The following is a 25,129-nucleotide window of genomic DNA, read 5'->3' on the forward strand; positions in this document are numbered from 1 at the left end:
TTCGCGCCTCAGCGCACCGCACGGCGCGGGGCCGCGACGCGCTCGGCGACGACGGCCGCGGCCAGCGCGCCCGCGCCGTCGGCGAGCAGGTCGGTGAGGGTGTCCTCGTAGCCGACGCGGATCGTCTCCGTCAGGAGCGCGTGCCCCGCCCACTCGCCGAGCTCCCACAGCAGCCCCAGCACGACCACCGCGCTGGTGACGTGCAGCACCCGCGCCACCGCACCCCGCCGCCCCGGCTCCGACGGCACCAGTCGCAGCTGCAGCAGCACGTCGCGCATCAGCAGCGCGAGCACCGCGCCGCTGCCGACGTGCGCGGCGACGTCGAGCCAGGGCACGACCTCGTAGGCGCCGGTGACCGCGAACCACGCCGAGGCGAGCAGCACCGCCTGGCCGACGAGGTCGGTGACGGTCGGCACCCGGGCGAAGCGCAGCGCCATCGCGCCGCCGAGCGTGAGGAGCATCGCGGCGGCCGATGGACCGCCCGCGACGGCGCCGGCGAGCGGCACCGAGGCCGCGACCACGAGCCGCAGCGCGTCGCCCGGCAGCCAGCGACCCTGCGAGGCGAGCCAGGTCACGCGCGGGCGCGCAGGTCGGGGCCGCCCGCGCGCAGCACCCAGCGGCGGCCGGGAGACCCCTCCGTCTCCCAGTTGCGGCGGAACGTGCGCATCGCGACGGCGACGCGGTCACGAGCGTCGTCGCGGCTGCGGAAGATGCGGCCCTCCACCTCGACGCGCAGGTCGCGGTCGAACCGCAGCCGCGCGCACGGGCCGAGCCGCATCGTGAGGTCGAGGTCGTCGTGCAGGGCCGGGTCGTCGCGCTCGACGAGCGGCGAGACCGCCGTCCACGTCGAGCGGCGCAGCGCCATGTTCGAGCCCCACAGCGGCACGTTCGCGATCGCGGCGCCGCCCGCGACGAAGGTGCCGAGCGCGTAGGCGGTGCTCGCGATGGCCGTCCAGCGCGGCGGCAGGTCGTGGAACCTGCCGGGCCCCGTGAGCCCCTGGAGCGCCGGGTCGGCGGCGAAGGCGGCGCGGATGCGCTCGATCCAGTCGGCGGGCACGACCGAGTCGGCGTCGCAGCGCGCGATGACGTCGCCCGCGGCGGCGTCGTAGCCGGCCGCGGCGGCCGCGGGGATGCCGGGCCGCGGCTCGTGCACGACGCGCGCGCCGGCGGCGAGCGCGACCGCGGCCGAGTCGTCGCGGCAGCCGTTGTCGACGACGATCACCTCGAGCGGTGCGACCGTCTGCGCGCGCAGCCGCTCGAGGCAGCGGGCGAGCGCGGGCGCGTCGTCGAGCACCGGGATCACGACGGAGACGCGCAGGGGGCTCGAGCTGGGCGCATCCGTCACGTCACCAGAGTGCCACGAGCCGCCGGGCCGCGCCCGCCGATCGGTAGCCTGGATGCGAGGGGGAGCGCATGAAGGTGCTGGCAGCCATGTCGGGCGGGGTCGACTCGGCCGTCGCCGCGGCGCGCGCCGTCGACGCCGGCCACGAGGTCGTCGGCGTGCACCTCGCGCTCAGCCGCATGCCGGGCACCCTCCGCACCGGCAGCCGCGGCTGCTGCACCGTCGAGGACGCGATGGATGCGCGCCGGGTCGCCGACCGGCTCGGCATCCCGTTCTACGTGTGGGACTTCTCGGAGCGCTTCCACGCCGACGTCGTGCAGGACTTCGTCGACGAGTACGCGGCCGGCCGCACGCCGAACCCGTGCCTGCGCTGCAACGAGCGCATCAAGTTCGAGGCGCTGCTCGACCGCGCGATCGGCCTCGGCTTCGACCGCGTCGTCACGGGCCACTACGCGCGCGTCGAGCACGGCGACGACGGGCCGCAGCTGCACCGCGCCGCCGACTGGGCCAAGGACCAGTCGTACGTGCTCGGCGTGCTGACGGAGGAGCAGCTGCGGCACTGCTGGTTCCCGCTCGCCGACACGCCGACCAAGGCGGCGGTGCGCGCGGAGGCGGCCGAGCGCGGCTTCCTGCTCGCGCAGAAGCCCGACAGCCACGACATCTGCTTCATCCCCGACGGCGACACGCGCGGCTTCCTCGCCGAGCGGCTGGGCGCCGAGCCCGGCGAGATCGTCGACCGCGACGGCGCGGTCGTGGGCCAGCACGCCGGCGTGCACGGCTACACCGTCGGCCAGCGCCGCGGGCTCTCGCTCGGTGTGCCCTCGCCCGACGGCAGGCCGCGCTTCGTGCTCGAGGTGAAGCCCTCGACCCGGCAGCTCGTCGTCGGGCCCGAGGAGGCCCTGGCGGTGTCGCGGCTGGCCGGCACCCGCGTCTCCCACGCCGGGCCGGCGCATCCGGGCCTCGCCGAGGGCCTCGACGTCGAGGTGCAGATCCGCGCGCACGCCGACCCCGTGCCCGCGCGGGCGCGGATGGTGGGCGACGAGCTCGTGATCGATCCGGCCGCGCCGCTGCGCGGCGTGGCGACGGGGCAGTCGGCGGTGCTCTACCTCGGCACGCGGGTGCTCGGGCAGTGCACGATCGACCGCACGGTCGCGGCCGACGCCGTGCCCGCCTGACGCGTCAGGTCGGCCCGGCAGCGGCAGGGAGGCCTCAGTGGCCGCTGTGCTCCACGAGCACGGGGCCCTCGAGCGCCGGCTCGTCGGCGGGGGCGTCGACGGCCGCGCCGTGCTCGCCGTGGGGCTGCGCGAAGGCGCCCGCGTTCGTGCCCGCGAGGGCCGCAGTGGCGACGGTGGCGACGACGGCCGCCGAGGCCGCGACGGCCAGCAGCGCCGGCAGCGCCCGCGGCTCGGCGCTCGTGCGGCGGCCGAGGGCGAGCAGCGCGGCGGCGCCGAGCGCGAGCCCCGTCTCGGCGAGCATCGGTCCGAGGGGGAGGGACGACGCCGCGGCAGGGGCGGCGACGAGCGCCGCGAGCCAGACCGCGGTCGGTGCCGCGAAGGGGGCGAGGATCGCCGGCCCCGGCAGCGGGCTGCCCCGCAGGGCGAGCACCGCGACCGCGAGCTGCGCGGCGCCGGCGGCGAGCACGAGCACCGCGATCCAGACGGGTGCCGCGGCGCCCACCGCGAGTGCGATGAGCGCCGCGCCGAGCGCTGCCACGGCTCCGCAGATCCGCATCAGCGCATCCATGATCGGTCCTACGCCGCCGCGTGGCGGGTCGTGGTGCTGCGGTCGAGGGCGAGGCCCGTGCCGAGCAGCACGATCGCCGAGGCGAGGTGCAGGATGTGGTCGGCCGTGTTGAGCGCCAGGATGTTGAGCGCCGTGCCGACCAGGAAGAAGCCGACGATGCCGAGCAGCAGGTAGACGGCGCCGACGGTGACGTTGACGCGCTTCGCGGCGGCGGTGCTGCGCAGGCCGGCGGCCAGCAGCGCGGCGCCGATCAGCAGGTGGGCGATGTTGTGCAGGTGGTTCACCTGGAAGATGCCGAGCAGCAGCCCGCCCTCCTCCCCGGCGAAGTTCGAGCCGGCCACGAAGAGGCCGAGGACGCCGACGAGCAGGTAGACGGCGCCGAAGACGGTGGCGACGAGGCGGTTGGGGGACTGGGACATGACTTCTCCTTCTGTCTGGGCCGTTGCCGGCCTGCGCCGGGTCGGCGCGGGATGTCGGTCAGGGTTCGGAGCCCCGACCGGGGCGGATTGGCCGCATGCGAGGAATCGCTGTGGAGATCGACAGCCGCTGCATAGGACACTGCGGGACAGCCTGGCTGTCAGCACCTGAGTGCAGAATGGGCGCATGGTGGGAATCGAGGCCGAGGCCTCCCTCAGCGACGCGAACGCCAGGGCGCAGAAGCTGCGCTCGCAGATCGAGGAGGCGAGCGCCGCCTACTACGACCGCGACCAGTCGCTCATCGACGACGCGACCTACGACGCCCTCGTGCAGGAGCTCGACGAGCTCGAGCGCGAGCACCCCGAGCTGCAGAGCCAGGACTCGCCGACCCAGGCGGTGCAGGGCGGCACCGGCAGCGGGCTGCCGACGATCGAGCACCGCGAGCGCATGCTCAGCCTCGACAACGTCTTCTCGGTCGACGAGCTGCGGGAGTGGTGCGCGAAGGCCGAGGCCGCGGCAGGGCGGCGGGTGCGATGGCTGACCGAGCTGAAGATCGACGGCCTCGCGGTCTCGCTGCGCTACGAGCACGGCGAGCTGACCTCCGCCGCCACGCGCGGCGACGGCCGGGTCGGTGAGGTCGTGACGGTCAACGCGCTGCGCGTCGCGGGCGTGCCCGAGCGGCTCGCGGGCTCGGGGCATCCCGCGCTCGTCGAGGTGCGCGGCGAGGTCTTCATCCCCGTCGAGGCCTTCGAGCGGCTGAACGCCCTCCAGGCCGAGCTGCGGGGCCGCTCGGTCGAGGAGGATCGCGCGAAGCACGCGCGTCGCCCGGCGCCCGGCCGAGCCGAGTTCGACGAGGAGCGCGCGGCCGACCGCGCAGCGCGCCGGTTCCCGGCGTTCGCCAACCCGCGCAACGCCGCCTCGGGCGGCCTGCGCCAGCAGCTCGAGAAGAAGACCGGGCTCGAGCGCGAGGCGGGCGAGGAGCGCATCGCGGCGCTCGCGATGTACGTGCACGGCTTCGGCGCCTGGCCCGATCCGCCGGTCGCGGCGCAGAGCGAGGTCTACGGGCTCCTCGCCGGCTGGGGCCTGCCGACGAGCCCGCACGTCGAGGTGCTGGAGGGCATCGACGACGTCGTCGCCTACGTCGAGCGCTTCGGCGAGCGCCGGCACGCGGTCGAGCACCAGCTCGACGGCATCGTCGTGAAGGTCGACGAGCTCGCGCTGCACGACGAGCTCGGGCAGACGTCGCGCGCGCCCCGCTGGGCGATCGCCTACAAGTACCCGCCGGAGGAGGTGCACACGAAGCTCCTCGACATCGTGGTGAGCGTGGGCCGCACGGGGCGCGCGACCCCGTACGCGAACATGGAGCCGGTGCACGTGGCCGGCTCGGTCGTGCGGCAGGCGACGCTCCACAACCAGGACGTCGTGCGCGTCAAGGGCGTGCTGATCGGCGACACGGTCGTGCTGCGGAAGGCCGGCGACGTGATCCCCGAGGTGCTCGGGCCGGTCGTCGAGCTGCGCGACGGCACCGAGCGCGAGTTCGTGATGCCGACCGCGTGCCCCGAGTGCGGCACGACGCTCCGCCCGATGAAGGAGGGCGACGTCGACCTGCGGTGCCCCAACGCGAAGGACTGCCCGGCCCAGGTGCGCGGCCGCGTCGAGCACATCGGCAGCCGCGGCGCGCTAGACGTGGAAGCGCTCGGCGAGGTGACGGCGGCGGCGCTGACGCAGCCGAGCGTGCCCGCCGAGCCGCCGCTCGCGACCGAGGCGGGACTGTTCGCGCTGACGCTCGAGCAGCTCGTGCCGATCGAGGTGGTCGTCCGCGACGCCGAGACGGGGCAGCCGAAGCTCGACGACGAGGGCGCGCCGGTCGTGCGCCGGCCCTTCCAGCGCGCGGCGAGCGCCGCCGAGCGGAAGGCGGGCGCCGAGGGGCCGCAGCCGTCGAAGCAGGCCGAGACGCTGCTCGCCGAGCTCGAGCGCGCGAAGACCAAGGATCTGTGGCGGCAGCTGGTCTCGCTGAACATCCGGCACGTGGGGCCTGTGGCGGCGCGCGCGCTCGCCGACTGGTTCGGCTCCCTCGCGGCGATCGAGGCGGCGACCCCCGAGGAGCTGGCGGAGGTCGAGGGCGTGGGCCCGACCATCGCCGAGGCGGTGGTCGAGTGGCTCGCCGTCGACTGGCACCAGGAGATCGTGCGCGCGTGGCGCGACGCGGGCGTGCGGTTCGCGACGCCCGGTCACCCCGGCCCCGGCAAGGCGGGCGAGCGCGGTGGTGTGCTCGCCGGCCTCACCGTGGTCGCGACCGGCACGCTCGAGGGCTACACCCGCGAGGGCGCGCAGGAGGCGATCATCGCGGCCGGCGGCAAGGCCGCGTCGAGCGTCTCGAAGAAGACCGACTTCGTCGCGGCCGGGCCGGGCGCGGGCTCGAAGCTCGCGAAGGCCGAGGATCTCGGCATCCGCATCCTCGACGCCGCGCAGTTCCGCGTGCTCGTCGAGCAGGGCCCGGATGCGCTGCCGGCGGCCGAGACGGGAGTCGAGGCCTGATGGACGCGGTCGGCGTGCTCGCCGAGGCGTTCTCGCGCATCCCCGACGAGGCCCGACGCGCGGTGCGCGGCCTCACGCCCGAGCAGCTCGTCGAAGCGCCGGGCGGAAGCGCGAACCCGATCGGCTGGCTCGTGTGGCACCTCGCCCGCGGGCAGGACGCGCAGGTCGCCGCGGTCGCCGGCACCGAGCAGGTCTACCTGCAGGGTGACTGGGCGGCGCGCTTCGGGCGCGATCCGGACGCCGGCGACACCGGCTACGGCCACGAGCCCGACGACGTGCGCGCGGTGCGCCCCGAGTCGGCCGAGGCCCTGCTCGACTACCTCGACGCCGTGCACGCCGCGACGCAGCGCTACCTCGGCACGCTCGACGCCGACGACCTCGACCGGGTCGTCGACGAGGCGTGGGATCCGCCGGTGACGCTCGGCGCGCGCCTCGTGAGCATCATCGACGACGACGTGCAGCACGCCGGCCAGGCGGCGTACGCGCGCGGGCTGCTCGGCGCGTGATCTCGCGGCTCGCGATCGAGGGCTACCGCTCGATCCGGTCCCTCGTGGTCGACCTCGCGCCGCTGACGGTCGTGACGGGCGCGAACGGCTCGGGCAAGTCGAGCCTGTACCGGGCGCTGCGGCTGCTCGCCGACTGCGGCGAGGGGCGCATCATCGCGTCGCTCGCCGGGGTGGGCGGGCTCGACGCCGTGCGATGGGCGGGGCCCGAGCGCGGCACGGCGGGCGGCCAGCGCACCGAGGGCACCGTGCGGTCGGGGCCGGTCGCGCTGCGCCTCGGCGTCGCGACCGACAGCGTCGGCTACGCGATCGACCTCGGCCTGCCGGTCGCGCAGCGCAGCGCCTTCGACCTCGATCCCGAGATCAAGCAGGAGCACGTCTTCGCAGGCTCCGACCCGCGGCCGGCGGGCGTGCTCGTCGAGCGGCGGCGGGGCGCCGCGCGCGTGCGCCTCGACGACGGCTGGAGCGACCTCGCCGCGGGCATGCACCCCTGGGCGTCGGTGCTCGACGAGTTCGCGGGGCGCGCCGACGCCGCCGAGCTCGCGGGCACGCGCCGCATGCTGCGCGGCTGGCGGTTCCACGACGCGCTGCGCACCGACGCGGGCGCTCCCGCCCGGCAGCCGCAGGTCGCGACGCGCGCGGCGAGGCTCGACGACGACGGCGCGAACCTCGCGGCGGTGCTGCAGACCGCGATCGAGATGGGCTGGGATCGCGAGCTCGAGCGCGCGGTCGCCGACGCCTTCCCCGGCTCCCGCCTGCGCCTGCCGGTGGTCGACGGCCGCATGACGGTCGCGCTCGAGCAGCCGGGGATGCTGCGGCCGCTGTCGGCGCCCGAGCTCTCCGACGGCACGCTGCAGTACCTGCTGCTCACCGCGGCGATGCTCTCCGCCGAGAAGCCGGGGCTCATCGTGCTCAACGAGCCGGAGCGCAGCCTCCACGCCGACCTCCTGCCCGCGCTCGCCGCGCGCATCCGCGACGCCGCGAGCGAGACGCAGGTGCTCGTCGTCACGCACCAGGCGGCGCTCGCCGACGAGCTCGGAGGGCTGCGCGTCGAGCTCGAGAAGGTCTCGGGCGAGACGCGGGTCGCGGGCCGGGAGGGCCCGCTCGACCAGCCCTCCTGGCACTGGCCGCGTCGCTAGAAGAGGGTGGGCACCGCGGGGACGGCCACCGGCCCGCTCGTCGACGGCAGCTGCGTCGCCCGGCGCGGGGGAGCGGCGAGCCCCGTGCCGGCGCTCGTGCGCACCGGGGCCAGCCGGTGCTCACGCAGCAGCGGGCGGACGCGGGCGCGCAGCCAGTCGCGGTAGTCGCGGTGCGCGTAGGTGCCGCCGCCGTAGACGCGCCCGTAGAGCGGCACGAGGTGCGGATGCTCCTGCCGCAGCCAGGCCATGTACCACTCGCGGGCGCCCGGCCGCAGGTGCAGCGCGCTCGCGATCGCGCTCGTCGCGCCCGCCTCCGCGATCGCGGCGAACGCCGGCTCGAGGTGCGCCCGCGTGTCGGTGAGGCCGGGCAGGATCGGCATCGCGAAGACGGCGCAGTCGAGGCCCGCGTCGCGCACCGCGCGCACGGTGTCGAGCCGCGCGCGGGTGGTGGGCGTGCCGGGCTCGACCTGCTGCTGCAGCTCGTCGTCGAAGATCGCGATCGACATCGCGATCGACACCGGCACATCCCGGGCGATCGCGGCGAGCAGCGGCAGGTCGCGGCGCAGCAGCGTGCCCTTCGTGAGGATCGAGATGGATGCGCCGTGGCGGGCGAGCGCGCGCAGCACGCCGGGCATGAGCCGGTAGCGGCCCTCGGCCCGCTGGTAGGGGTCGGTGTTGGTGCCCAGCTGCACGGCGGCGACCTCGCGGCGCGGGCCCGCGAGCTCGCGCTCGAGCACCTCGACGAGGTTGGCCTTCACGACGATGCGGGAGTCGAAGTCGGCGCCCGCATCGAGGTCGAGGTAGGTGTGCGTCTTCCGCGCGAAGCAGTAGCGGCACGCGTGCTGGCAGCCGCGGTAGGGGTTGATCGTCCACGCGCCGCCCATGAAGCCGTCGCCGGCGACGTGGTTGAGCGCGCTCCTGGCGGTCACCTCCAGGAACGACGCGCCGTCGAAGCCCGGGGTCGGCCACGCGTCGAGCACACTCCCGCGCTCCTCGAGCCCCGGCAGCGCATCCGCGTCGACGTGGTTCGCCGTCTGCCCGTCCCATCGCATGGCATCCATTCGAACACACGTTCGATCGACGCGCAAGCGGCCGCGCCGGGCGGGCTAGGGTGCTGACCGTGAGGGGCGGACGACGGATGCGGCTGGTCCGGCCCGCGCTCTGGGCCGCGATGATCGTCACCGCGGGCACGCTGCTGCTGACGCGCGTGCTGCGCCGCCCCGTCGCCGCCTGGCTCGACGTGCCGGCGGCCGACGGCGGCTGGGCGCTGCTCGCCGCCGCGGCGCTCGTGGCGACGCTGGGGCTCGGCGGCGCGTCCCTCTGGCACGCGCTCATGCTGCCGAGGCTCGTGCGCGTGCGGCGCATCGACGTGCTCATCGCCGGGCTCGGCGCCGGGATGCTGCTGCTGGCCGTGACGATCGTGGCGCTCGTCGCCGTCGCGCCGGCGCTCGGGCGGGCGGCGCTGCTGCTCGCGATGCCGCTGTGGGCGGCGGGCCTCGCGGCCGCAGTGCTCGCGATGGCCATGCTCATCCACGCTCGAGCGAGCCGCGCCGCCCCTGCCCCCGGCGCCGTGCTCATCCTCGGCGCGGGCCTCCGCGGCCGCGAGGTCGGGCCGCTGCTGCGCCGCCGCGTGGAGCGCGGCGCGGCGGTGTGGCGCTCGGCCCGCACCCGTCGCCCCGACGCGCGCATCGTCGTCGCCGGCGGGCAGGGCCCCGACGAGGTGCGCACGGAGGCCTCGGCGATGGCCGAGCACCTCGAGCGGCACCTGGGCGTGCCCGCCGACGCGATCGACCTCGAGCAGGCCTCGGCCACGACGCGCGAGAACCTGCGGCTGTCGCGCCCGCTCGTCACGGGGCCGGGGCGCGCGCCGCTCGCGGTGGTCACGAGCGAGTACCACGCCTACCGCACCGCCTGGCTGCTCGCCGACGAGGGCATCGACGGCACGGTGGTCGGAGCCTGGACCCGGCCCTCCTACCGGCCGGGCGCGGTCGTGCGCGAGGCCCTCGCTGTCGCATCCGACCTCCGGTGGTGGTGCATCGCCGCGGCCGTCGTGCTCGAGGCGCTCGCGGCCTGGCTGCTCGTGGCGCGCCCGTAGGATTGGGGCGACCCCCACGCATCCCGGCCGCGCCGGGGACGACCGAGGAGACGCATGTCCGAGATCACCCGCGAGGAGGTCCAGCACCTGGCTGGACTGGCCCGCATCGCGCTCACCGACGACGAGGTGACGAGCCTCACCTCCGAGCTGTCGAAGATCGTCGACGCCATCGCCGAGGTGCGCGAGGTCGCCGGGCCCGACGTGCCCGCCACGAGCCACCCCGTGCCGATGGCCAACGTCATGCGCGACGACGAGGTGGGCGAGACGCTCACGCGCGAGCAGGTCTTCGCCGGCGCCCCGAGCCACGACGGCGAGCGGTTCCGCGTCTCGGCGATCCTGGGGGAGGAGCAGTGAGCGCCGACCTCACCCGCCTCGCCGGGCACGAGCTCGCCGGGCTCCTCGCCGCCGGCGAGGTCTCGAGCGTCGAGGCGACGCAGGCGCACCTCGACCGCATCGCCGCGGTCGACGGCGAGCTGCACGCCTTCCTGCACGTCAACGCCGGCGCGATCGACCAGGCGCGCGCGATCGACGAGCGCCGCGCGAGCGGCGAGCAGCTGCACGAGCTCGCGGGCGCGCCCGTCGCCATCAAGGACGTGCTCTGCACGGTCGGCATGCCCTCGACCTCGGGCTCGCGCATCCTCGAGGGCTGGATCCCGCCGTACGACGCGACGCCCGTCGCGCGCCTCAAGGCTGCGGGCCTCGTGCCGCTCGGCAAGACCAACATGGACGAGTTCGCCATGGGCTCGTCGACCGAGCACTCCGCCTACGGCCCCACGCGCAACCCGTGGGACCTCGAGCGCATCCCGGGCGGCTCCGGCGGCGGCTCGGCGGCGGCGGTCGCCTCCTTCGAGGCGCCGTTCGCGCTCGGCTCCGACACCGGCGGCTCGATCCGGCAGCCGGCGGCCGTGACCGGCACGGTGGGCGTGAAGCCCACCTACGGCGGCGTGAGCCGCTACGGCTCGATCGCCCTCGCCTCGAGCCTCGACCAGGTCGGGCCCGTGACGCGCACGGTGCTCGACTCGGCGCTCCTGCACGACGTCATCGGCGGCCACGACCCGCACGACTCGACGAGCCTCGACCGCGACTGGCCCTCGTTCGCGGCCGCCGCCCGCGAGGGCGCCGCCGCGGGCGACCTGCGCGGCCTGCGCGTGGGCGTCGTGCGCGAGCTCGACAGCGACGGCATCGCCGCCGACGTCGACGCGCGCTTCCAGGAGGCCGTGCAGCTCATGACGGATGCGGGGGCCGAGGTCGTCGAGGTCTCCTGCCCGTCGTTCGCGTACTCCGTCGCCGCGTACTACCTGATCCTCCCCGCCGAGGCGTCGAGCAACCTCGCCCGCTTCGACTCGGTGCGCTTCGGGCTCCGCGTCGAGCGGCCCGGCCAGACGGTCGAGGATGTGATGGGCGCGACCCGCGAGGCCGGGTTCGGCCCCGAGGTCAAGCGCCGCATCATCCTCGGCACCTACGCGCTCTCGGCCGGCTACTACGACGCCTACTACGGCTCCGCGCAGAAGGTGCGCACGCTCATCCAGCGCGACTTCGACGCGGCCTTCGCGCAGGCCGACCTGCTCATCAGCCCCGCGGCGCCCACGACGGCGTTCAAGCTGGGCGAGAAGCTCGACGACCCGCTCGCGATGTACGTCAACGACATCACGACGATCCCCGCGAACCTCGCGGGCATCCCCGGCATGGGGCTCCCGATGGGCCTCGGCGACGACGGCCTGCCCGTCGGCCTCCAGCTGCTCGCCCCGATGTTCGAGGACGACCGGCTCTACCGCGCCGGCGCCGCCATCGAGGCGCTGCTCGCCGAGCGCTGGGGCGGCATCCTCACCACCAAGGCTCCCCTCCTTCGAGACGCCGCCGCCGGCGGCTCCTCAGGGACCGACCGCACGGAGGCGGCGCGATGAAGGACAAGCTGATGGACTTCGACCGGGCGCTCGAGCTCTTCGAGCCCGTGCTCGGGTTCGAGGTGCACGTCGAGCTCGGCACGCGCACGAAGATGTTCTCGGCGGCGCCGAACCCCGCGCATCCGGACTTCCACGACGTGGAGCCGAACACGCTCGTCGACCCGCTGAGCCTGGGCCTGCCCGGCAGCCTCCCGGTCGTGAACGCGCTCGCCGTGCGGCACTCGATCGCGCTCGGCCTCGCGCTCGGCTGCGAGATCGCCGAGTCGAGCCGGTTCGCGCGGAAGAACTACTTCTACCCCGACGTGCCGAAGAACTACCAGATCTCGCAGTACGACGAGCCCATCGCGTTCGAGGGGCAGGTCGAGATCGAGCTCGCCGACGGGCGCCAGGTGACGATCCCGATCGAGCGCGCGCACATGGAGGAGGACGCCGGCAAGCTCACGCACGTGGGCGGCTCGACCGGCCGCATCCAGGGCGCCGAGTACTCGCTCGTCGACTACAACCGCGCAGGCGTGCCGCTCGTCGAGATCGTGACCAAGCCCATCTTCGGCGCCGAGCACGACGCGCCCGAGCTCGCCAAGGCCTACGTCGCCGCGATCCGCGACATCGTGCTCTCGCTCGGCATCTCCGAGGCGCGGATGGAGCGCGGCAACCTGCGCTGCGACGCCAACGTGAGCCTGCGCCCCCGCGGCCAGGAGCGCCTCGGCACGCGCACCGAGACGAAGAACGTCAACTCGATGCGCTCCGTCGAGCGCGCCGTGCGCTACGAGATCCAGCGGCAGGCGGCGATCCTCGCCGACGGCGGCACGATCACGCAGGAGACCCGCCACTGGCACGAGGACACCGGCACGACGAGCGCCGGCCGCGTGAAGTCGGATGCCGACGACTACCGCTACTTCCCCGAGCCCGACCTGCTGCCCGTGCAGCCGAGCCGCGAGCTCGTCGAGGAGCTGCGCGCGCTGCTGCCCGAGCAGCCCGTCGCGCGCCGCCGGCGCCTGAAGGGCGACTGGGGCTTCAGCGACCTCGAGTTCCAGGACGTCGTGAACGGCGACATGCTGCACGTCGTCGAGGCGACCGTCGCCGCAGGCGCCGCCCCCCAGGCGGCGCGCAAGTGGTGGACGGGCGAGCTCGCGCGCGTCGCCAACGAGCGCGGCGTCGACGCGTCGACGCTCGTCGAGCCGGCCCACGTGGCAGAGCTGCAGCGGCTCATCGACGAGGGCACCCTCACCGACCGGCTCGCCCGCCAGGCGCTCGAGGGCGTCATCGCGGGCGAGGGCAGCCCGAGCGAGGTGGCCGCGGCGCGCGGCCTCCAGGTCGTCACCGACGAGTCGGCGCTCGTGGCGGCGGTCGACGAGGCGCTCGCGGCCCAGCCCGACGTGCTGCAGAAGATCCGCGACGGCAAGGTGCAGGCGGCCGGCGCCGTGATCGGCGCGGTCATGAAGGCGATGCGCGGGCAGGCCGACGCGGCCCGGGTGCGGGAGATCGTCTTGGAGCGCGCTAGCAGCTGACCAGGAACTCTCCAGGAATCTCCAAGGAACCGCGGTACGCTCATTCCTGGTTCCCCGAACTGCGGGGGCCCAGCGGAGTGAAACCCTTGCACCGCTGTCTCGGAGAAGGGACCACACACATGGGCATTCTCGGTTGGATCGTCCTCGGCCTCATCGCTGGGGCCATCGCAAAGCTCATCCTCCCCGGCCGTCAGGGCGGCGGCTGGATCATGACCCTCATCCTGGGCGTCGTCGGAGCACTGCTCGGCGGCTGGCTCGGATCGATGATCTTCAACGTCGGCCTGGAGGACTTCTGGTCGCTGCAGACGTGGATCGTCGCGATCGTCGGCTCGATCGTCGTGCTGCTGATCTGGGGCCTCGTGACGAAGAACCGCGGTCGCACGAACGCCTGACGCTCGCGCATCGCAACGGAGGGGGCTGCCTGCGGGCGGCCCCCTTCCGCATGCCCGGACGCTACCGCGCGAGGGGCGAGACGGCCGCGAATGACGCGAGCTCGCCGAGGTGGTCGAGGTCGCCGAGGTCGAGCACCTGCAGGTAGACCCGCTCCACGCCGTCGTCGGCGAGGCGTCCGAGCAGGTCCTCCACCTCGCTGCGCGTGCCCGCCACGCCGTGCTCGCGCAGCTCCGCCGGCTCCCGGCCGATCGCCGCCGCGCGCCGCGCGAACGACGCCTCGTCCTCGCCGATGCACGCGACGAGCGCCACCGAGCGCACGACGGGCCGCTCGCGCTCGGCGCGCTCGATGGCCCGGTCGAGGGCGGCGAAGAGGGGGCGGATGCGGTCGAACGCGGGGAACGAGAGGTTGTGCTCGTCGGCGAACTCGGCCGCGAGCCGCGGAGTGCGCCGCTCGCCCAGCCCGCCCACGATCACGGGGATGCGCTCCTGCACCGGCTTGGGCAGCGCCGGGGAGTCCTCGAGGCGGTAGTGGTCGCCGTCGAACGAGAAGCGGGCGCCGCGCGGCGTCTGCCACAGGCCCGTCACGATCGCCAGCTGCTCCTCGAGCAGGTCGAACCGCCGCTCGGGGAAGGGGATGCCGAGCGCCGAGTGCTCCTCGGCGAACCAGCCGGTGCCGAGCCCGAGCTCCACCCGCCCGCCCGACATCTGGTCGACGTTCGCGACCTGCACGGCCAGGATGCCCGGCTGGCGGTAGGTGACGGAGGAGACGAGCGTGCCGAGCCGCACCCGCTCGGTGTCGCGCGCCAGCCCCGCGAGCGTCGTCCACGCATCCGTCGGCCCGTAGCCGGGGTCGCCGTCGCCCATGCGCAGGTAGTGGTCGGAGCGGAAGAAGCCGTCGAAGCCGAGCTGCTCGGTGCGCAGCGCGACCGCGAGCAGCTCGTCGTAGGAGGCGCCCTGCTGGGGCTCGGTGAAGATACGGAAGTCCATGGGCCGAGCCTACGGAAGCGGCCCGCACCTGGTGCATCCGGGACAAGCGGGCGGATGCGGGCGGCGGGGCTTGGCAGGATCGCACCATGGACTACGGCTACATGCTCGGCTACTGGCGATCGGCCCCGCCCGCGGGAGCGCTCGAGGCGGTGCTCGCGGCGGAGCGGCTCGGCTTCGACTCGATCTGGACGTCGGAGGCGTACGGCTCGGACGCGTTCACCCCGCTCGCGTGGTGGGGCGCGTCGACGTCGCGGATCCGGCTCGCGACGGGCATCGCGCAGCTCTCGGCGCGCACCGCGGCCTCGACGGCGATGACCGCGATGACGCTCGACCACCTCTCGGGCGGCCGCGTCATCCTCGGGCTCGGCGTCAGCGGGCCGCAGGTCGTCGAGGGCTGGTACGGCCAGCCGTTCCCGAAGCCGCTCGCCCGGACGCGCGAGTACGTCGCGATCCTGCGCAGCATCATGGCGCGCGAGGCGCCCGTCACGGCGCCCGGGCCGCAGCTGCCGCTGCCGCTGACGGGGGAGGGCACGACGGGGCTCGGCAAGCCGCTCATCTCGACCCTGCACCCGCTGCGGCCGCGCATCCCCATCCACCTCGCCGCGGAGGGGCCTCGCAACACCGCGCTCGCCGCCGAGATCGCCGACGGCTGGCTGCCGTTCCTCCACTCGCCCTCGCAGGACCCCGCCGCGCGCGCGCTGCTCGCGGAGGGCTTCGCGAAGCGCGACCCGTCGCTGCCGCCGGCGGAGGCGTTCGAGGTGTCGGTGCCGGTGCCGATCGTCGTCGACCGCGACGTCGAGGCGGCTGCCGACCGCGTCCGGCCGATGATCGCGCTCTACGTCGGCGGGATGGGCGCGAAGGGCGCGAACTTCCACTTCGACGCCGTCGCGCGGCTCGGGTACGAGGAGGCGTGCCTGCGCATCCAGGAGCTCTACCTCGAGGGCAGGAAGGCCGAGGCGATCGCGGCGGTGCCGACGGCGCTCGTCGACGAGATCGCGCTCGTCGGCCCGATCGAGCGCGTGCGCGACGGGCTCGCGCGCTGGGAGGCGTCGGTCGTGACCCGGATCCTCGTGCAGGGCGACCTCGCGGCGCTCGAGGCCGTGGCGAGGCTGCGCGGCTAGGATCGACCGGTGCTCGTGGACTGGGACTCGTGGGGCGGCGACGTGCTCTCGCCCGAGGCGAAGGCCGCACGGCGCCCCGCGCCGCCCGCGCGCGTCGCCGCCGAGCGCGACCTCGTGATCGAGCGGGTCGACGGGTTCGTCGGCGCCGTCGTCGGCATCGAGGCCGGGCACGTGCGCCTCGAGGACCGCGCGGGCAGGGTGCGCCTGTTCCCGCTCGGGCGCGGCTTCCTCGTCGACGGCGCGGAGGTCGAGCTCGTCCCGCCCACGGCGACCCGGGCGGCGGCGCCGACCCGCACCGCGTCCGGCTCGCGCGCGGTCGAGGGGCTCAAGGCCCGCGTCGCGCTGCCGAGCCGCATCCTCGTGGAGGGCACGCACGACGCCGAGCTCGTCGAGCAGGTCTGGGGCCACGACCTGCGCGTGGAGGGCGTCGTCGTCGAGCCGCTGCACGGCGTCGACGACCTCGCGGGCATCGTCGCCGAGTTCGCCCCGACGCGCTCGCGCCGGCTGGGGATCCTCGTCGACCACCTCGTGCCCGGCTCGAAGGAGACGCGGATCGCCGAGGCCGTCATGCGCGGACCGCACGGTGCGCACGTGCGCGTCGTCGGTCATCCGTACATCGACATCTGGCAGGCGGTGAAGCCGGCGCGCCTCGGCATCGAGCGGTGGCCGGATGTGCCGCGCGGCGAGGACTGGAAGCGCGGCACGCTGCGCCGCCTCGGCATGCCGCACGAGAGCCAGGCGGATGTCGCGCACGCGTGGCAGCGGATCCGCGGCCGGGTGCGCGACTGGAACGACCTCGAGCCGGCCCTCCTCGCCCGCGTCGAGGAGCTCATCGACTTCGTGACGGCGCCCGCCGGCTGAACCCGTCCAATCCGCTCGCCCGAGGGCGGCGAACCCCTGATGCACGCAACACGACGAGGGATGCAGGGCATCCCCAGCACAGAGGAGTCGCACCATGCGGAAGTCCATCTTCCTCCGGACGGCGGTCGGTTTCAGCGCCGCCGCCGTGATCCTGGGGGCGAGCGCGTGCTCGTCGCCCGCCGACCCGGGCACGAGCACGGCCCCCGAGACCTCGGCATCGCCGATGGAGACCGAGTCGGGCTCGATGCTCAGCCCTGCCGGCACCGGCGACCCGTTCGCCGACGCGCGCACCGCCGCCGGCCACATGCCCATGACGGCCACGACGCTCGCCGGCGGCTTCGTCGGCGCGCTCGACATCCCCGGTGAGGCGGAGTCCGACGCGGCCAACCTGCGCGCCGACCTGACGTCGCTCCTCCAGGAGCACGTCTACCTCGCCGGCATGGCGGTCGCGACCGCCTACCACGCGGGCGCCGACTCGGCCCAGTTCGAGGCTGCTGCGGCAGCGCTCGACACCAACTCGGTCGACCTCTCAGAGGCGGTCGCGTCGCTCTCCGACGAGGAGCAGGGCGCGGCGTTCCTCGAGCTGTGGCGCCAGCACATCGGCTTCTTCGTCGACTACGCGGTGGCCGTCAAGGGCGGCGACCAGGCAGCGGCCGACGAGGCGCTCATGCAGCTGCAGGGCTACACCGAGGAGGCCGGCGCGTTCTTCGAGTCGATCTCCGGCGGCGAGCTGCCTGCGGACGCGGTCGCCGAGAGCCTGACGATGCACGTCGACACGCTCAGCGCCGCCATCGACGCCTTCGCGGCGGGCGAGCCGAACGCGACCGACGTGCTGCAGGAGGCCGCGGGCCACGTGGTCATGTCGGCCGAGACGCTCTCCGGCGGCCTCGCCGCCGCAGCTGGCCTCGAGGGCGACGTCTCCGACGAGGCCTCGACGCTGCGCTCGCAGCTGGTCGCGGGCCTGCAGGAGCACGTCTACCTCGCCGGCATCGCGGTCTTCACCGCCTACACGGCCGAGGGCGGCCCCGAGTCGCCCGCGTTCGAGGGCGCAGCCGCGACGCTCGACGCCAACTCGGTCGCGCTGAGCGAGGCCATCGGCTCGCTCGCCGGTGAGGAGAACGGCACGGCGTTCCTCGAGCTGTGGCGCGAGCACATCGGCTTCTTCGTCGACTACGCGGTCGCGATCGCGGGCGACGACGCCGCCGGTGCCGAGCAGGCGCTCGCCGACCTCGACGACTACCGGCCGACCGCCGGCGCCTTCTTCGAGGAGATCTCGGCGGGCGAGCTGCCGGCCGACGCGATCGCGGAGGGCCTCGGCATGCACGTCGAGACGCTCGCGGGCGCGATCGACTCGCTCAAGGAGCAGCTGGTCGACGCCGGCTGACGCCGGACGCACCATCCATGACGGCGAGGGCCGCGGCGGGAGCCGCGGCCCTCGCTCGTGCGCCGAGGGCGCTCAGACGATGGGCGGCACCTCGACGAAGGCGGGCAGCTTCGGGTCGCGGCCGTCGCCGGAGGAGCGGCCGGTGAAGCGCCGCCCGAGCCACGGCAGCACGTACTCGCGGTAGTACATGAGATCGCGGGGGCCCTCGGCGGTCGACGCGCCCGCGAGGTCGCGCCAGGCTTCCGGCGCCGGCATGCCGAGCGCCCGCAGCACGTTGCGCGCGACGTGGGCGTGGCCTGCGGCGTTGAGGTGCAGGCGGTCGCGCGACCAGAAGCGCGGCGCGGCGAGCTCGGGGTCGGACCAGTTGTCGACGTAGGGCGCGTCGAGGTCGCCGATCCGCGACTCCACCGCGCGCGCGAGCGCGTCGCCGCGCCGCTGCATGACGGCGCCGATCGGCATCACCCCGCTCGGGTTGCCGCCCGAGAGCAGGATGGGGCGGATGCCCGCGGCGGCGATGCGGTGGGCGGCGTCGGCGAGGCGCTCGCCGACGTGCTCGATCGAGACCTTGGGCCGCAGGATGTCGTTGCCGCCGCCGTTGATGCTGATCGCATCGGGCCCGAGCGCGATGGCCGCGTCGAGCTGCTCGTGCAGGATGGGCCCGAGCTTGCGGCCGCGGATGGCGAGGTTCGCGTAGCGCACGGGTGCTCCCTGCGCCGAGGCGAGGCCGGCGGCGACGAAGTCGGCCCATCCGCGCACCGAGCCGTCGGGGAGCTCGTCGCCCACCCCCTCGGTGAAGCTGTCGCCGATGGCCACGAACGATCCGATGCGCTGCACCCTCCCAGCCTAGGTGCCCCGCCCGCCGCCGGGGCAGGGCTAGAGTGGCTGTCGACACGGGAGTCCGGTGCGCCGGGCTGAGAGGAAGGCCGAAGCCTTCGACCGTCAAACCTGATCTGGATCATGCCAGCGCAGGGAGGACACTGCACCCGTGCCATCTCATCCGAGGAAGGCACCCAATGACCACCGCACCCACCGCATCCGCCCCGTCGACGGCGCCCGCGCGCCCCCGCACCCGCTGGCGGGTCGTCGACATCGTCGTCGCCGCCGTGCTCGGCGTCGCCACCGGCCTCCTGTTCGTGCTCTGGAACAGCGTCGGCTACGCCTGGTTCACCGCCATGGACGCGCTCACGCCGGGCTTCGGCGGGCTCGCCGTCGGCATCTGGCTCATCGGCGGCGTGCTCGGCGGCCTCATCATCCGGAAGCCCGGCGCCGCGCTGTTCGTCGAGCTGCTCGCCGCGAGCGTCTCGATGCTGCTGGGCAGCCAGTGGTCGATCGAGACGGTCTACTCCGGCATCGCGCAGGGCCTCGGCGCCGAGCTCGTCTTCCTGCTCTTCGCCTACCGCCGCTTCGGGCTGCCGGTCGCGATGCTCGCGGGCGTCGGCGCGGCCGCCGCCGCGTTCGTGCTCGAGCTGTTCCTGAGCGGCAACCTCGCCAAGAGCCCCGAGTTCCTCGGCATCTACCTCGGCAGCCTCGTCGTCTCCGGCGCGCTGCTCGCCGGCCTCGTCGGCTGGCTGCTGACGCGGGCGCTCGCCGCGACCGGCGTGCTCGACCGCTTCGCGTCGGGGCGGTCGCGCGCCCGGTGACCGGCTCCCGCATCCGCGCGCGCGGGTGGGGCTGGCGGCACGCAGGCCGCGCGGTGCCCGCCGTCGCCGGGCTCGACCTCGATGTCGAGCCCGGCGAGCGCGTGCTGCTGCTCGGCCCCTCGGGCGCCGGCAAGTCGACGCTGCTCGCGGCGCTCGCGGGTGTGCTCGGCGGCGAGGACGAGGGCGACGAGACCGGTGAGCTCGCCGTCGACGGCGCGCACCCGGCCGGGCTGCGCGGTACCGCCGGCCTCGTGCTGCAGGATCCGCAGGCCAACACGATCATGTCCCGCGTCGGCGACGACGTGGCGTTCGGCTGCGAGAACCTCGCCGTGCCGCGCGACGAGATCTGGCGGCGCGTGCGCGAGGCGCTCGCCGCGGTCGGGCTCGACGTGGCGCTCGACCGGTCGACGGCGGCGCTCTCGGGCGGCCAGCGGCAGCGCCTCGCGCTCGCGGGCGTGCTCGCGATGCGGCCGGGGCTCATCCTGCTCGACGAGCCGACCGCCAACCTCGACCCCGAGGGGGTCGTGGAGGTGCGGGATGCCGTGGCTCGCGTCGCCGCCGAGACCGGGGCGACGCTCGTGGTCGTCGAGCACCGCGTCGAGACCTGGCTGCCGGTCGTCGACCGCGTCGTCGTGCTCGCGGCAGGCGGCGGAGCGGTGGCCGACGGCTCGCCGGCAGCCGTCCTCGACGCCCACCGCGCGCAGCTCGCCCACGACGGCGTCTGGGTGCCGGGGCTCCCGGTCGAGGTCGCCCGCGGCGGGCGGCATCCGGGCGAGGCGCTCCTCGTGGGGGAGGCGCTGCGCTCCGGCCGCGACGGCGCCGCCGTGCACGAGCCGCTCGACGTGCAGGTGCGCGCGGGGGAGGCGCTCATCGTCACCGGGCGCAACGGCGCCGGCAAGTCGACCCTCGCGCTGACGCTCGCCGGCCTGCTGCCACCGGTCGCGGGCGCCGTGCGGGCCACTGCGCCGCTGCGGGGCGAGCTCGCGGCCGAGGCGCCCATCCGCTGGCGGCCGAAGCAGCTCGCGAGCCGCATCGGCACGGTCTTCCAGCAGCCGGAGCACCAGTTCGTCGCCGCGCGCGTGCGCGACGAGGTCGCGGCGGGGCTGCGTGCGCTGCGACTCCCGCAGCCCGAGGTCGACGCGCGCGTCGGCGGGCTGCTCGCCGCGCTGCGGCTCGACGCGCTCGCCGACGCCAACCCCTTCACGCTCTCCGGCGGCGAGCAGCGCCGGCTCTCGGTGGCGACGGTGCTCGCGCCCGCGCCGCGCGTGATGGTGCTCGACGAGCCCACGTTCGGCCAGGACCGCCGCACGTGGAGCGAGCTCGTGCGCCTCATCGCCTCGCTCGTCGACGACCGCGGCTGCGCCGTCGTCGCCGTGACGCACGACGCCGACGTCGAGCGGGTGCTCGGCGACCGCGTGCTGCGGCTGGGCGGCGAGCGGTGAGCGCGCTCGCTCGGGTCAACCCGGTCACGCCGCTGCTCGCGGCGGTGCTCTACTCGATCCCGATGCTGCTCACGATCGACGTCGTGAGCGCCGCGGTCGCGCTCGCCGCGTGGCTCGTGGTCTTCGCGGCCGCCGGCATCGGGCCCCGCACGGTGCTGCGCCGCGCGTGGCCGCTGCTCATCGCCGCGCCGCTGTCGGCGGTGAGCATGCTGCTCTACGCCGAGCCGGCCGGGCGCATCCACGCCCAGGTGTGGCTCGCCACCATCAGCGACCGCTCGATCGAGCTCGCGCTCGCGATCGGGCTGCGCGTGCTCGCGCTCGGCGTGCCGACGCTCGTCGCGCTCGTGGGCCTCGACCCGACCCGGCTCGCCGACGGGCTCGCGCAGGTCGCGCGCCTGCCGCACCGGTTCGTGCTCGCGGCGCTCGCCGGCACGAGGCTGTTCGGCGTGCTGGCCGAGGACTGGCGGCAGATCGCTCTCGCCCGCCGGGCGCGGGGCCTCGGCGACACGGGTGCGGTGCGGCGCGCGCTGCAGGCTGCCTTCGCGCTGCTCGTGGTGGCGCTGCGCCGCGGCGGCACGCTCGCGACCGCGATGGAGGCACGCGGCTTCGGCGGTGCCGAGCGCACCTGGGCGCGGCCCTCGACCGTCGGCCGCGCCGACGCGCTGCTGCTGATCCTGGCGATCGCCGTCGCGGCGACCGCGATCGGGGCGTCGCTCGCGGCAGGATCGTTCGCACCGGTGTGGGAGGGGGCGCAGTGACCATCACGATCGTCGACGGGCGCTCCGGCTCGGGCAAGACGGCCCTCGCCGAGCGCATCGCCGCCGGCTCCGGTGCGCGCATCATCCACATGGACGACCTCTACGCCGGCTGGCACGGCCTCGCGACCGGCTCGCGGCTGCTCGAGCGCGGCATCCTCGCGCCGCTCGCCGAGGGGCGGCGCGCCGTCTGGCGCCGCTGGGACTGGGCGGTGGGCGACTGGGGCGCGGAGGACAGCGCCGAGCCGGGCGAGGCGCTCGTCGTCGAGGGCTGCGGCTCGCTCACGCTCGAGAGCCGCGAGCACGCCGACCTCGCGATCTGGCTCGAGGCGCCCGAGGCGGTCCGGCGGGCGCGGGCGCTCGAGCGCGACGGCGACGACTCGTGGTGGATGCTGTGGCGCGAGCAGGAGGACGCGCACATCGCCGCCAACGGCCCGGTCGCGCTCGCCGACGAGGTGCGCGACACCGCGGGGCCGCTGCCGGGTGGGCTCCCTGCATCCGGCGCGTAGGCTTGCCGCCGGCATCCGCCGATGCCGCACGATCCTCGAGGAGGCCGCATGCCCATCCCGACGAAGGCGCTGCAGAAGACCGCAGCCGACCAGCCGTTCCGCGTCGCCACGATCGAGCGCCGCGACCCGCGCCCGAACGACGTGGTCATCTCCATCCAGGCCGCCGGCATCTGCCACAGCGACATCCACACCATCCGCGACGAGTGGGGCGCCGCGCCCTTCCCGCTCACGGTCGGCCACGAGATCGCGGGCATCGTCGAGGCCGTCGGCGACGCCGTCACGCGCCACGCCGTCGGCGATCGCGTCGGCGTCGGCTGCCTCGTCGACTCGTGCGGCGAGTGCGAGCAGTGCCTCGCCGACGAGGAGCAGGACTGCCTGAACGGCGCCGTCGGCACCTATGCCGCCGTCGATCGCGACGGCACCATCACGCAGGGCGGCTACAGCGAGCGCGTCGTCGTCGACGAGCGCTTCGTGCTGCGCATCCCGGATGGGCTGGAGCTCGACGTCGCGGCGCCGCTGCTGTGCGCCGGCATCACGCTCTACTCGCCGATCGACCGCTGGGGCGTGGGCCCCGGCAAGAAGGTGGCCGTCGTCGGCCTCGGCGGGCTCGGCCACATGGGCGTGCAGCTCTCGGCCGCGAAGGGCGCGGAGGTCACGGTGCTCTCGCGCAGCCGCGCGAAGGCGGAGCTTGCGAAGGAGCTGGGTGCCGCCAGCACGATCGCGACCGGCGAGGACGGCTGGGCCGAGGCGCACAAGGGCGAGTTCGACGTCATCCTCAACACCGTGAGCGCCGACCTCGACCTCGGCACCTACCTGTCGATCCTCAAGCCGCACGGCGCGATGGTGAACGTCGGCCTGCCGCCGGCGCCGCAGCCGCTGCACCTCGGCTCGCTCATCATGGGCGGCAAGGTGCTCGCGGGCTCCAACATCGGCGGCATCCGGCAGACGCAGGAGATGCTCGACTTCTGCGCCGAGCACGGCATCGGCGCCGTCATCGAGCGGATCGGCATCGACGACGTGGAAGCCGCGTACGACCGGGTGGTCGACGGCGACGTGCGCTTCCGCTTCGTCATCGACACTACGGCGCTCGCCGACGCGACGCCTGCCGCGTAGCGAGCGAGGGGTGGGCGGCTACGCCCACCCCAGCTCGTGGAGCTGCTCGTCGTCGATCCCGTAGAAGTGCGCGATCTCGTGCACGAGCGTCGTGCGCACCTCGGCGCGCAGCTCCTCGAGCGACTCGCTCGCGTCGAGGTGCGGCAGCCGGTAGACCATGATCCGGTCGGGCAGCTCGCCGAAGCCGTACTGCCCGCGGTCGGTGATCGCGACGCCCTCGTAGATGCCGAGCAGGTCCTCCTCGGGGTGCTCGTCCTCGACCAGGAACACGACGTTGTCGAGATCCTCGACCATCTCGTCCGGCAGCGCGTCGAGCACCTCCGTCACGAGCTCCTCGAACGCCTCGTGGCCCATCTCGAGCATGCGTCCCCCTCGGCTGTGCGCGATGCGCTCGAGCCTATCGACGGCCGCCGGGCGCGAGCCCGCTGCTAGCGTCGGGAGCACCATGAGCATCCCCGGCCGCCCGCCCCGCCCGAAGCGCCCGCAGCACGTCATGGAGGTCATCCGCACCGAGCGCATCGGTCCGAGCCTCGTGCGCGTGTGGATCGGCGGGGGCGGGTTCGCGACGTTCGCGCCCAACGCGTTCACCGACGCCTACGTGAAGCTCTCGTTCGCGAAGCCCGAGCTCGGCCTCGAGCCGCCCTACGACCTCGCGGCGCTGCGCGAGTCGCTCGCCCCCGAGGACCTGCCGGTCACGCGCACCTACACGGTGCGCGCGGTCGCCGACGACGCGCTCGCGATCGATGTCGTCGTGCACGGCGACGCGGGGATCGCCGGCCCGTGGGCGGCCCGGGCGCAGCCGGGGGAGCGCGTGGTGCTCAGCGGCCCCGGCGGCGCCTACGCCCCCGACCCGACGGCCGACTGGCACCTGCTCGCGGGCGACGAGTCGGCGCTGCCCGCCATCGCGAGCGCGCTCGAGGCGCTGCCGGCCGACGCGCGCGGCATCGCGATCCTCGAGGCGCGGGATGCCTCGGAGGAGATCCCGCTGCGGCACCCGGCGGGCGTCGAGGTGCGCTGGCTGCACCGCGGCGAGCCGAGCATCGCGACGACACGGCTGCTCGCCGACGCCGTCGCGGCGCTGGCGCTGCCGGAGGGCCGGGTGCACGCGTTCGTGCACGGCGAGCGGGAGTCGATGAAGGCGATGCGCGACGAGCTGCTCGGCCGGCGCGGGCTGCCCCGCGACCACGTGTCGCTCTCGGGCTACTGGGCGCTCGGCCGCACCGAGGACCGCTTCCAGGCCGAGAAGCGCGAGCCGATCGGCGAGATCCTGCCGCGCGAGGCATGAGCGCCGACGACGCCGCGATGGAGGCGGCCATCCTCGCGCTGCTCGCCGAGCGCCGCGACGGCGCCACCATCTGCCCGAGCGATGCGGCACGGCGCGTCGCGGGCGACGACCCGGCGGCGTGGCGGCCGCGGATGGACGACGCGCGGGCGGCCGCCGCGCGGCTCGTCGCGCGCGGCGAGGTCGTCATCACGCAGCGGGGGAGCGAGGTCGACCCCGAGCTCGCGCGCGGGCCGATCCGCATCCGTCGCACGCCGGATGCTGCGCCCGAGCACGAGTGAAGGCCCGGAGGATCTCCTCCGGGCCTTCATCTGGGTGCCTGGGTAGGTCACGTCCCCTGGGGTGGTGTAGTTCTCAGCTCGAGTGTCACGTCGTGAACGTGGTGAGCCATCGTGCGATGGTCAGTGAGAACCGACTAAAGCTACTCACAGGAAGACACAACGCACGATGGCT

At 74.9% G+C, this 25,129-nt stretch carries 27 protein-coding genes; 19 read left to right on the forward strand and 8 right to left on the reverse strand.

The features are described 5' to 3' along the window. Nucleotides 1–8: 8 nt before the first annotated feature. Both FQ330_RS09130 and FQ330_RS09135 read right to left on the reverse strand, forming a co-directional pair. Nucleotides 9–575 carry a hypothetical protein gene (locus FQ330_RS09130; RefSeq protein WP_146356909.1) on the reverse strand — a complete coding sequence of 189 codons (567 nt, stop codon included), beginning with the start codon at nt 573–575 and terminating at the stop codon, nt 9–11. Then, the gene (locus tag FQ330_RS09135) at nt 572–1,345 is read right to left on the reverse strand and encodes a glycosyltransferase family 2 protein (RefSeq protein ID WP_225792784.1); all 774 of its coding nucleotides are present in this window, start codon (nt 1,343–1,345) and stop codon (nt 572–574) included. Before FQ330_RS09135 ends, FQ330_RS09130 begins: the two co-directional genes overlap by 4 nt. A 68-nt stretch (nt 1,346–1,413) precedes the next feature. On the opposite strand from FQ330_RS09135, the gene mnmA reads away from it, so the two are divergent. Beyond that, on the forward strand, nt 1,414–2,517 hold the full coding sequence (gene mnmA / locus FQ330_RS09140) for a tRNA 2-thiouridine(34) synthase MnmA (protein WP_128188695.1): 1,104 nt from the start codon (nt 1,414–1,416) through the stop codon (nt 2,515–2,517). 34 nt (nt 2,518–2,551) lie between these two features. On the opposite strand, the gene FQ330_RS09145 is transcribed toward mnmA, so the two are convergent. Continuing rightward, the gene (locus FQ330_RS09145) at nt 2,552–3,073 is read right to left on the reverse strand and encodes a hypothetical protein (RefSeq protein WP_128188694.1); all 522 of its coding nucleotides are present in this window, start codon (nt 3,071–3,073) and stop codon (nt 2,552–2,554) included. 20 nt (nt 3,074–3,093) lie between these two features. Then, complete coding sequence (locus tag FQ330_RS09150) at nt 3,094–3,504, reverse strand: DUF4383 domain-containing protein (protein WP_146356911.1); 411 nt, start codon at nt 3,502–3,504, stop codon at nt 3,094–3,096. A 184-nt stretch (nt 3,505–3,688) separates the two neighbouring features. Between FQ330_RS09150 and ligA the strand changes: the two genes are divergently transcribed. From ligA to FQ330_RS09165, 3 genes are read left to right on the forward strand one after another with little or no spacing between them, the layout of a single operon-like run. After that, complete coding sequence (ligA, locus tag FQ330_RS09155; protein ID WP_146356913.1) at nt 3,689–6,040, forward strand: NAD-dependent DNA ligase LigA; 2,352 nt, start codon at nt 3,689–3,691, stop codon at nt 6,038–6,040. Further along, nucleotides 6,040–6,546, forward strand: coding sequence for a mycothiol transferase (locus FQ330_RS09160; RefSeq protein WP_146356915.1), 507 nt, complete (start codon nt 6,040–6,042; stop codon nt 6,544–6,546). Before ligA ends, FQ330_RS09160 begins: the two co-directional genes overlap by 1 nt. Continuing rightward, the gene (locus FQ330_RS09165; RefSeq protein ID WP_146356917.1) at nt 6,543–7,682 is read left to right on the forward strand and encodes an AAA family ATPase; all 1,140 of its coding nucleotides are present in this window, start codon (nt 6,543–6,545) and stop codon (nt 7,680–7,682) included. Before FQ330_RS09160 ends, FQ330_RS09165 begins: the two co-directional genes overlap by 4 nt. Here the strand turns inward: FQ330_RS09165 and FQ330_RS09170 are convergent. Then, a complete protein-coding gene (locus FQ330_RS09170; RefSeq protein ID WP_318655688.1) occupies nt 7,679–8,743 on the reverse strand; it encodes an Rv2578c family radical SAM protein in 1,065 nt (354 codons plus the stop codon). The genes FQ330_RS09165 and FQ330_RS09170 overlap by 4 nt on opposite strands. A 59-nt stretch (nt 8,744–8,802) precedes the next feature. Between FQ330_RS09170 and FQ330_RS09175 the strand changes: the two genes are divergently transcribed. The 5 genes from FQ330_RS09175 (at nt 8,803) to FQ330_RS09195 (ending at nt 13,581) form a co-directional block, all read left to right on the forward strand. After that, nucleotides 8,803–9,777 carry a YdcF family protein gene (locus FQ330_RS09175; protein ID WP_146356919.1) on the forward strand — a complete coding sequence of 325 codons (975 nt, stop codon included), beginning with the start codon at nt 8,803–8,805 and terminating at the stop codon, nt 9,775–9,777. 54 nt (nt 9,778–9,831) lie between these two features. Beyond that, nucleotides 9,832–10,131, forward strand: a complete 300-nt coding sequence (gene gatC, locus FQ330_RS09180) for an Asp-tRNA(Asn)/Glu-tRNA(Gln) amidotransferase subunit GatC (RefSeq protein WP_146356921.1) — start codon at nt 9,832–9,834, stop codon at nt 10,129–10,131. After that, nucleotides 10,128–11,681: an Asp-tRNA(Asn)/Glu-tRNA(Gln) amidotransferase subunit GatA gene (gatA, locus tag FQ330_RS09185; protein WP_146356923.1), complete on the forward strand. Its 1,554-nt coding sequence runs from the start codon at nt 10,128–10,130 to the stop codon at nt 11,679–11,681. The genes gatC and gatA overlap by 4 nt, the downstream gene beginning before the upstream one ends. After that, complete coding sequence (gatB, locus tag FQ330_RS09190; RefSeq protein WP_146356925.1) at nt 11,678–13,189, forward strand: Asp-tRNA(Asn)/Glu-tRNA(Gln) amidotransferase subunit GatB; 1,512 nt, start codon at nt 11,678–11,680, stop codon at nt 13,187–13,189. Before gatA ends, gatB begins: the two co-directional genes overlap by 4 nt. A 119-nt stretch (nt 13,190–13,308) precedes the next feature. Beyond that, nucleotides 13,309–13,581 (forward strand): GlsB/YeaQ/YmgE family stress response membrane protein, encoded by a 273-nt coding sequence (locus FQ330_RS09195; RefSeq protein ID WP_146356927.1) that lies wholly within the window; start codon nt 13,309–13,311, stop codon nt 13,579–13,581. 61 nt (nt 13,582–13,642) lie between these two features. On the opposite strand, the gene FQ330_RS09200 is transcribed toward FQ330_RS09195, so the two are convergent. After that, a complete protein-coding gene (locus FQ330_RS09200; protein WP_146356929.1) occupies nt 13,643–14,569 on the reverse strand; it encodes an LLM class F420-dependent oxidoreductase in 927 nt (308 codons plus the stop codon). Between the two features lie 86 nt (nt 14,570–14,655). Here FQ330_RS09200 and FQ330_RS09205 point away from each other — a divergent pair, with 86 nt between their 5' ends. The 3 genes from FQ330_RS09205 to FQ330_RS13325 all read left to right on the forward strand — a co-directional run bounded on the left by FQ330_RS09205 (nt 14,656) and on the right by FQ330_RS13325 (nt 17,935). Beyond that, nucleotides 14,656–15,690 (forward strand): LLM class F420-dependent oxidoreductase, encoded by a 1,035-nt coding sequence (locus FQ330_RS09205; RefSeq protein ID WP_146356931.1) that lies wholly within the window; start codon nt 14,656–14,658, stop codon nt 15,688–15,690. A 9-nt stretch (nt 15,691–15,699) separates the two neighbouring features. Beyond that, nucleotides 15,700–16,551 (forward strand): DUF3097 domain-containing protein, encoded by an 852-nt coding sequence (locus FQ330_RS09210; protein ID WP_404799853.1) that lies wholly within the window; start codon nt 15,700–15,702, stop codon nt 16,549–16,551. 94 nt (nt 16,552–16,645) lie between these two features. After that, complete coding sequence (locus tag FQ330_RS13325; protein WP_192575894.1) at nt 16,646–17,935, forward strand: copper amine oxidase; 1,290 nt, start codon at nt 16,646–16,648, stop codon at nt 17,933–17,935. A gap of 72 nt (nt 17,936–18,007) precedes the next feature. Here the strand turns inward: FQ330_RS13325 and FQ330_RS09220 are convergent, their stop codons facing one another. After that, complete coding sequence (locus FQ330_RS09220; protein WP_146356933.1) at nt 18,008–18,769, reverse strand: SGNH/GDSL hydrolase family protein; 762 nt, start codon at nt 18,767–18,769, stop codon at nt 18,008–18,010. A 179-nt stretch (nt 18,770–18,948) separates the two neighbouring features. On the opposite strand from FQ330_RS09220, the gene FQ330_RS09225 reads away from it, so the two are divergent. The 5 genes from FQ330_RS09225 to FQ330_RS09245 are packed head-to-tail and all read left to right on the forward strand — an operon-like array spanning nt 18,949 to nt 23,394. Then, a complete protein-coding gene (locus FQ330_RS09225) occupies nt 18,949–19,575 on the forward strand; it encodes an ECF transporter S component (RefSeq protein WP_146356935.1) in 627 nt (208 codons plus the stop codon). Further along, a complete protein-coding gene (locus tag FQ330_RS09230; protein WP_225792785.1) occupies nt 19,572–21,017 on the forward strand; it encodes an ABC transporter ATP-binding protein in 1,446 nt (481 codons plus the stop codon). Before FQ330_RS09225 ends, FQ330_RS09230 begins: the two co-directional genes overlap by 4 nt. Then, nucleotides 21,014–21,775, forward strand: coding sequence for an energy-coupling factor transporter transmembrane component T family protein (locus FQ330_RS09235; RefSeq protein WP_146356937.1), 762 nt, complete (start codon nt 21,014–21,016; stop codon nt 21,773–21,775). Before FQ330_RS09230 ends, FQ330_RS09235 begins: the two co-directional genes overlap by 4 nt. Beyond that, nucleotides 21,772–22,281 carry a nucleoside/nucleotide kinase family protein gene (locus FQ330_RS09240; protein ID WP_146356939.1) on the forward strand — a complete coding sequence of 170 codons (510 nt, stop codon included), beginning with the start codon at nt 21,772–21,774 and terminating at the stop codon, nt 22,279–22,281. Before FQ330_RS09235 ends, FQ330_RS09240 begins: the two co-directional genes overlap by 4 nt. A 48-nt stretch (nt 22,282–22,329) precedes the next feature. Further along, complete coding sequence (locus FQ330_RS09245) at nt 22,330–23,394, forward strand: NAD(P)-dependent alcohol dehydrogenase (RefSeq protein ID WP_146356941.1); 1,065 nt, start codon at nt 22,330–22,332, stop codon at nt 23,392–23,394. A gap of 18 nt (nt 23,395–23,412) precedes the next feature. Here FQ330_RS09245 and FQ330_RS09250 read toward each other — a convergent pair whose 3' ends face one another. After that, entirely contained in the window at nt 23,413–23,757 is a 345-nt protein-coding gene (locus FQ330_RS09250) for a metallopeptidase family protein (RefSeq protein ID WP_146356943.1), read from the reverse strand. Between the two features lie 82 nt (nt 23,758–23,839). Here FQ330_RS09250 and FQ330_RS09255 point away from each other — a divergent pair, with 82 nt between their 5' ends. After that, on the forward strand, nt 23,840–24,679 hold the full coding sequence (locus FQ330_RS09255; protein WP_146356945.1) for a siderophore-interacting protein: 840 nt from the start codon (nt 23,840–23,842) through the stop codon (nt 24,677–24,679). After that, nucleotides 24,676–24,957: a DUF3253 domain-containing protein gene (locus tag FQ330_RS09260; RefSeq protein WP_146356947.1), complete on the forward strand. Its 282-nt coding sequence runs from the start codon at nt 24,676–24,678 to the stop codon at nt 24,955–24,957. The genes FQ330_RS09255 and FQ330_RS09260 overlap by 4 nt, the downstream gene beginning before the upstream one ends. Nucleotides 24,958–25,129 lie beyond the last annotated feature (172 nt).

The sequence above is a fragment of the Agrococcus sediminis genome (genome assembly GCF_007923295.1).
GTDB lineage: Bacteria > Actinomycetota > Actinomycetes > Actinomycetales > Microbacteriaceae > Agrococcus > Agrococcus sediminis.

Excerpts from the sequence above, each read along its gene's own strand:
- mnmA (WP_128188695.1), top strand. The coding sequence starts at position 1,414 with ATGAAGGTGCTGGCAGCCATGTCGGGCGGGGTCGACTCGGCCGTCGCC.
- FQ330_RS09145 (WP_128188694.1), bottom strand. The coding sequence starts at position 3,073 with ATGCGGATCTGCGGAGCCGTGGCAGCGCTCGGCGCGGCGCTCATCGCA.
- FQ330_RS09150 (WP_146356911.1), bottom strand. The coding sequence starts at position 3,504 with ATGTCCCAGTCCCCCAACCGCCTCGTCGCCACCGTCTTCGGCGCCGTC.
- ligA (WP_146356913.1), top strand. The coding sequence starts at position 3,689 with ATGGTGGGAATCGAGGCCGAGGCCTCCCTCAGCGACGCGAACGCCAGG.
- FQ330_RS09160 (WP_146356915.1), top strand. The coding sequence starts at position 6,040 with ATGGACGCGGTCGGCGTGCTCGCCGAGGCGTTCTCGCGCATCCCCGAC.
- FQ330_RS09170 (WP_318655688.1), bottom strand. The coding sequence starts at position 8,743 with ATGGATGCCATGCGATGGGACGGGCAGACGGCGAACCACGTCGACGCG.
- gatC (WP_146356921.1), top strand. The coding sequence starts at position 9,832 with ATGTCCGAGATCACCCGCGAGGAGGTCCAGCACCTGGCTGGACTGGCC.
- gatB (WP_146356925.1), top strand. The coding sequence starts at position 11,678 with ATGAAGGACAAGCTGATGGACTTCGACCGGGCGCTCGAGCTCTTCGAG.
- FQ330_RS09195 (WP_146356927.1), top strand. The coding sequence starts at position 13,309 with ATGGGCATTCTCGGTTGGATCGTCCTCGGCCTCATCGCTGGGGCCATC.
- FQ330_RS09200 (WP_146356929.1), bottom strand. The coding sequence starts at position 14,569 with ATGGACTTCCGTATCTTCACCGAGCCCCAGCAGGGCGCCTCCTACGAC.
- FQ330_RS09205 (WP_146356931.1), top strand. The coding sequence starts at position 14,656 with ATGGACTACGGCTACATGCTCGGCTACTGGCGATCGGCCCCGCCCGCG.
- FQ330_RS13325 (WP_192575894.1), top strand. The coding sequence starts at position 16,646 with ATGCGGAAGTCCATCTTCCTCCGGACGGCGGTCGGTTTCAGCGCCGCC.
- FQ330_RS09225 (WP_146356935.1), top strand. The coding sequence starts at position 18,949 with ATGACCACCGCACCCACCGCATCCGCCCCGTCGACGGCGCCCGCGCGC.
- FQ330_RS09245 (WP_146356941.1), top strand. The coding sequence starts at position 22,330 with ATGCCCATCCCGACGAAGGCGCTGCAGAAGACCGCAGCCGACCAGCCG.
- FQ330_RS09250 (WP_146356943.1), bottom strand. The coding sequence starts at position 23,757 with ATGCTCGAGATGGGCCACGAGGCGTTCGAGGAGCTCGTGACGGAGGTG.
- FQ330_RS09255 (WP_146356945.1), top strand. The coding sequence starts at position 23,840 with ATGAGCATCCCCGGCCGCCCGCCCCGCCCGAAGCGCCCGCAGCACGTC.
- FQ330_RS09260 (WP_146356947.1), top strand. The coding sequence starts at position 24,676 with ATGAGCGCCGACGACGCCGCGATGGAGGCGGCCATCCTCGCGCTGCTC.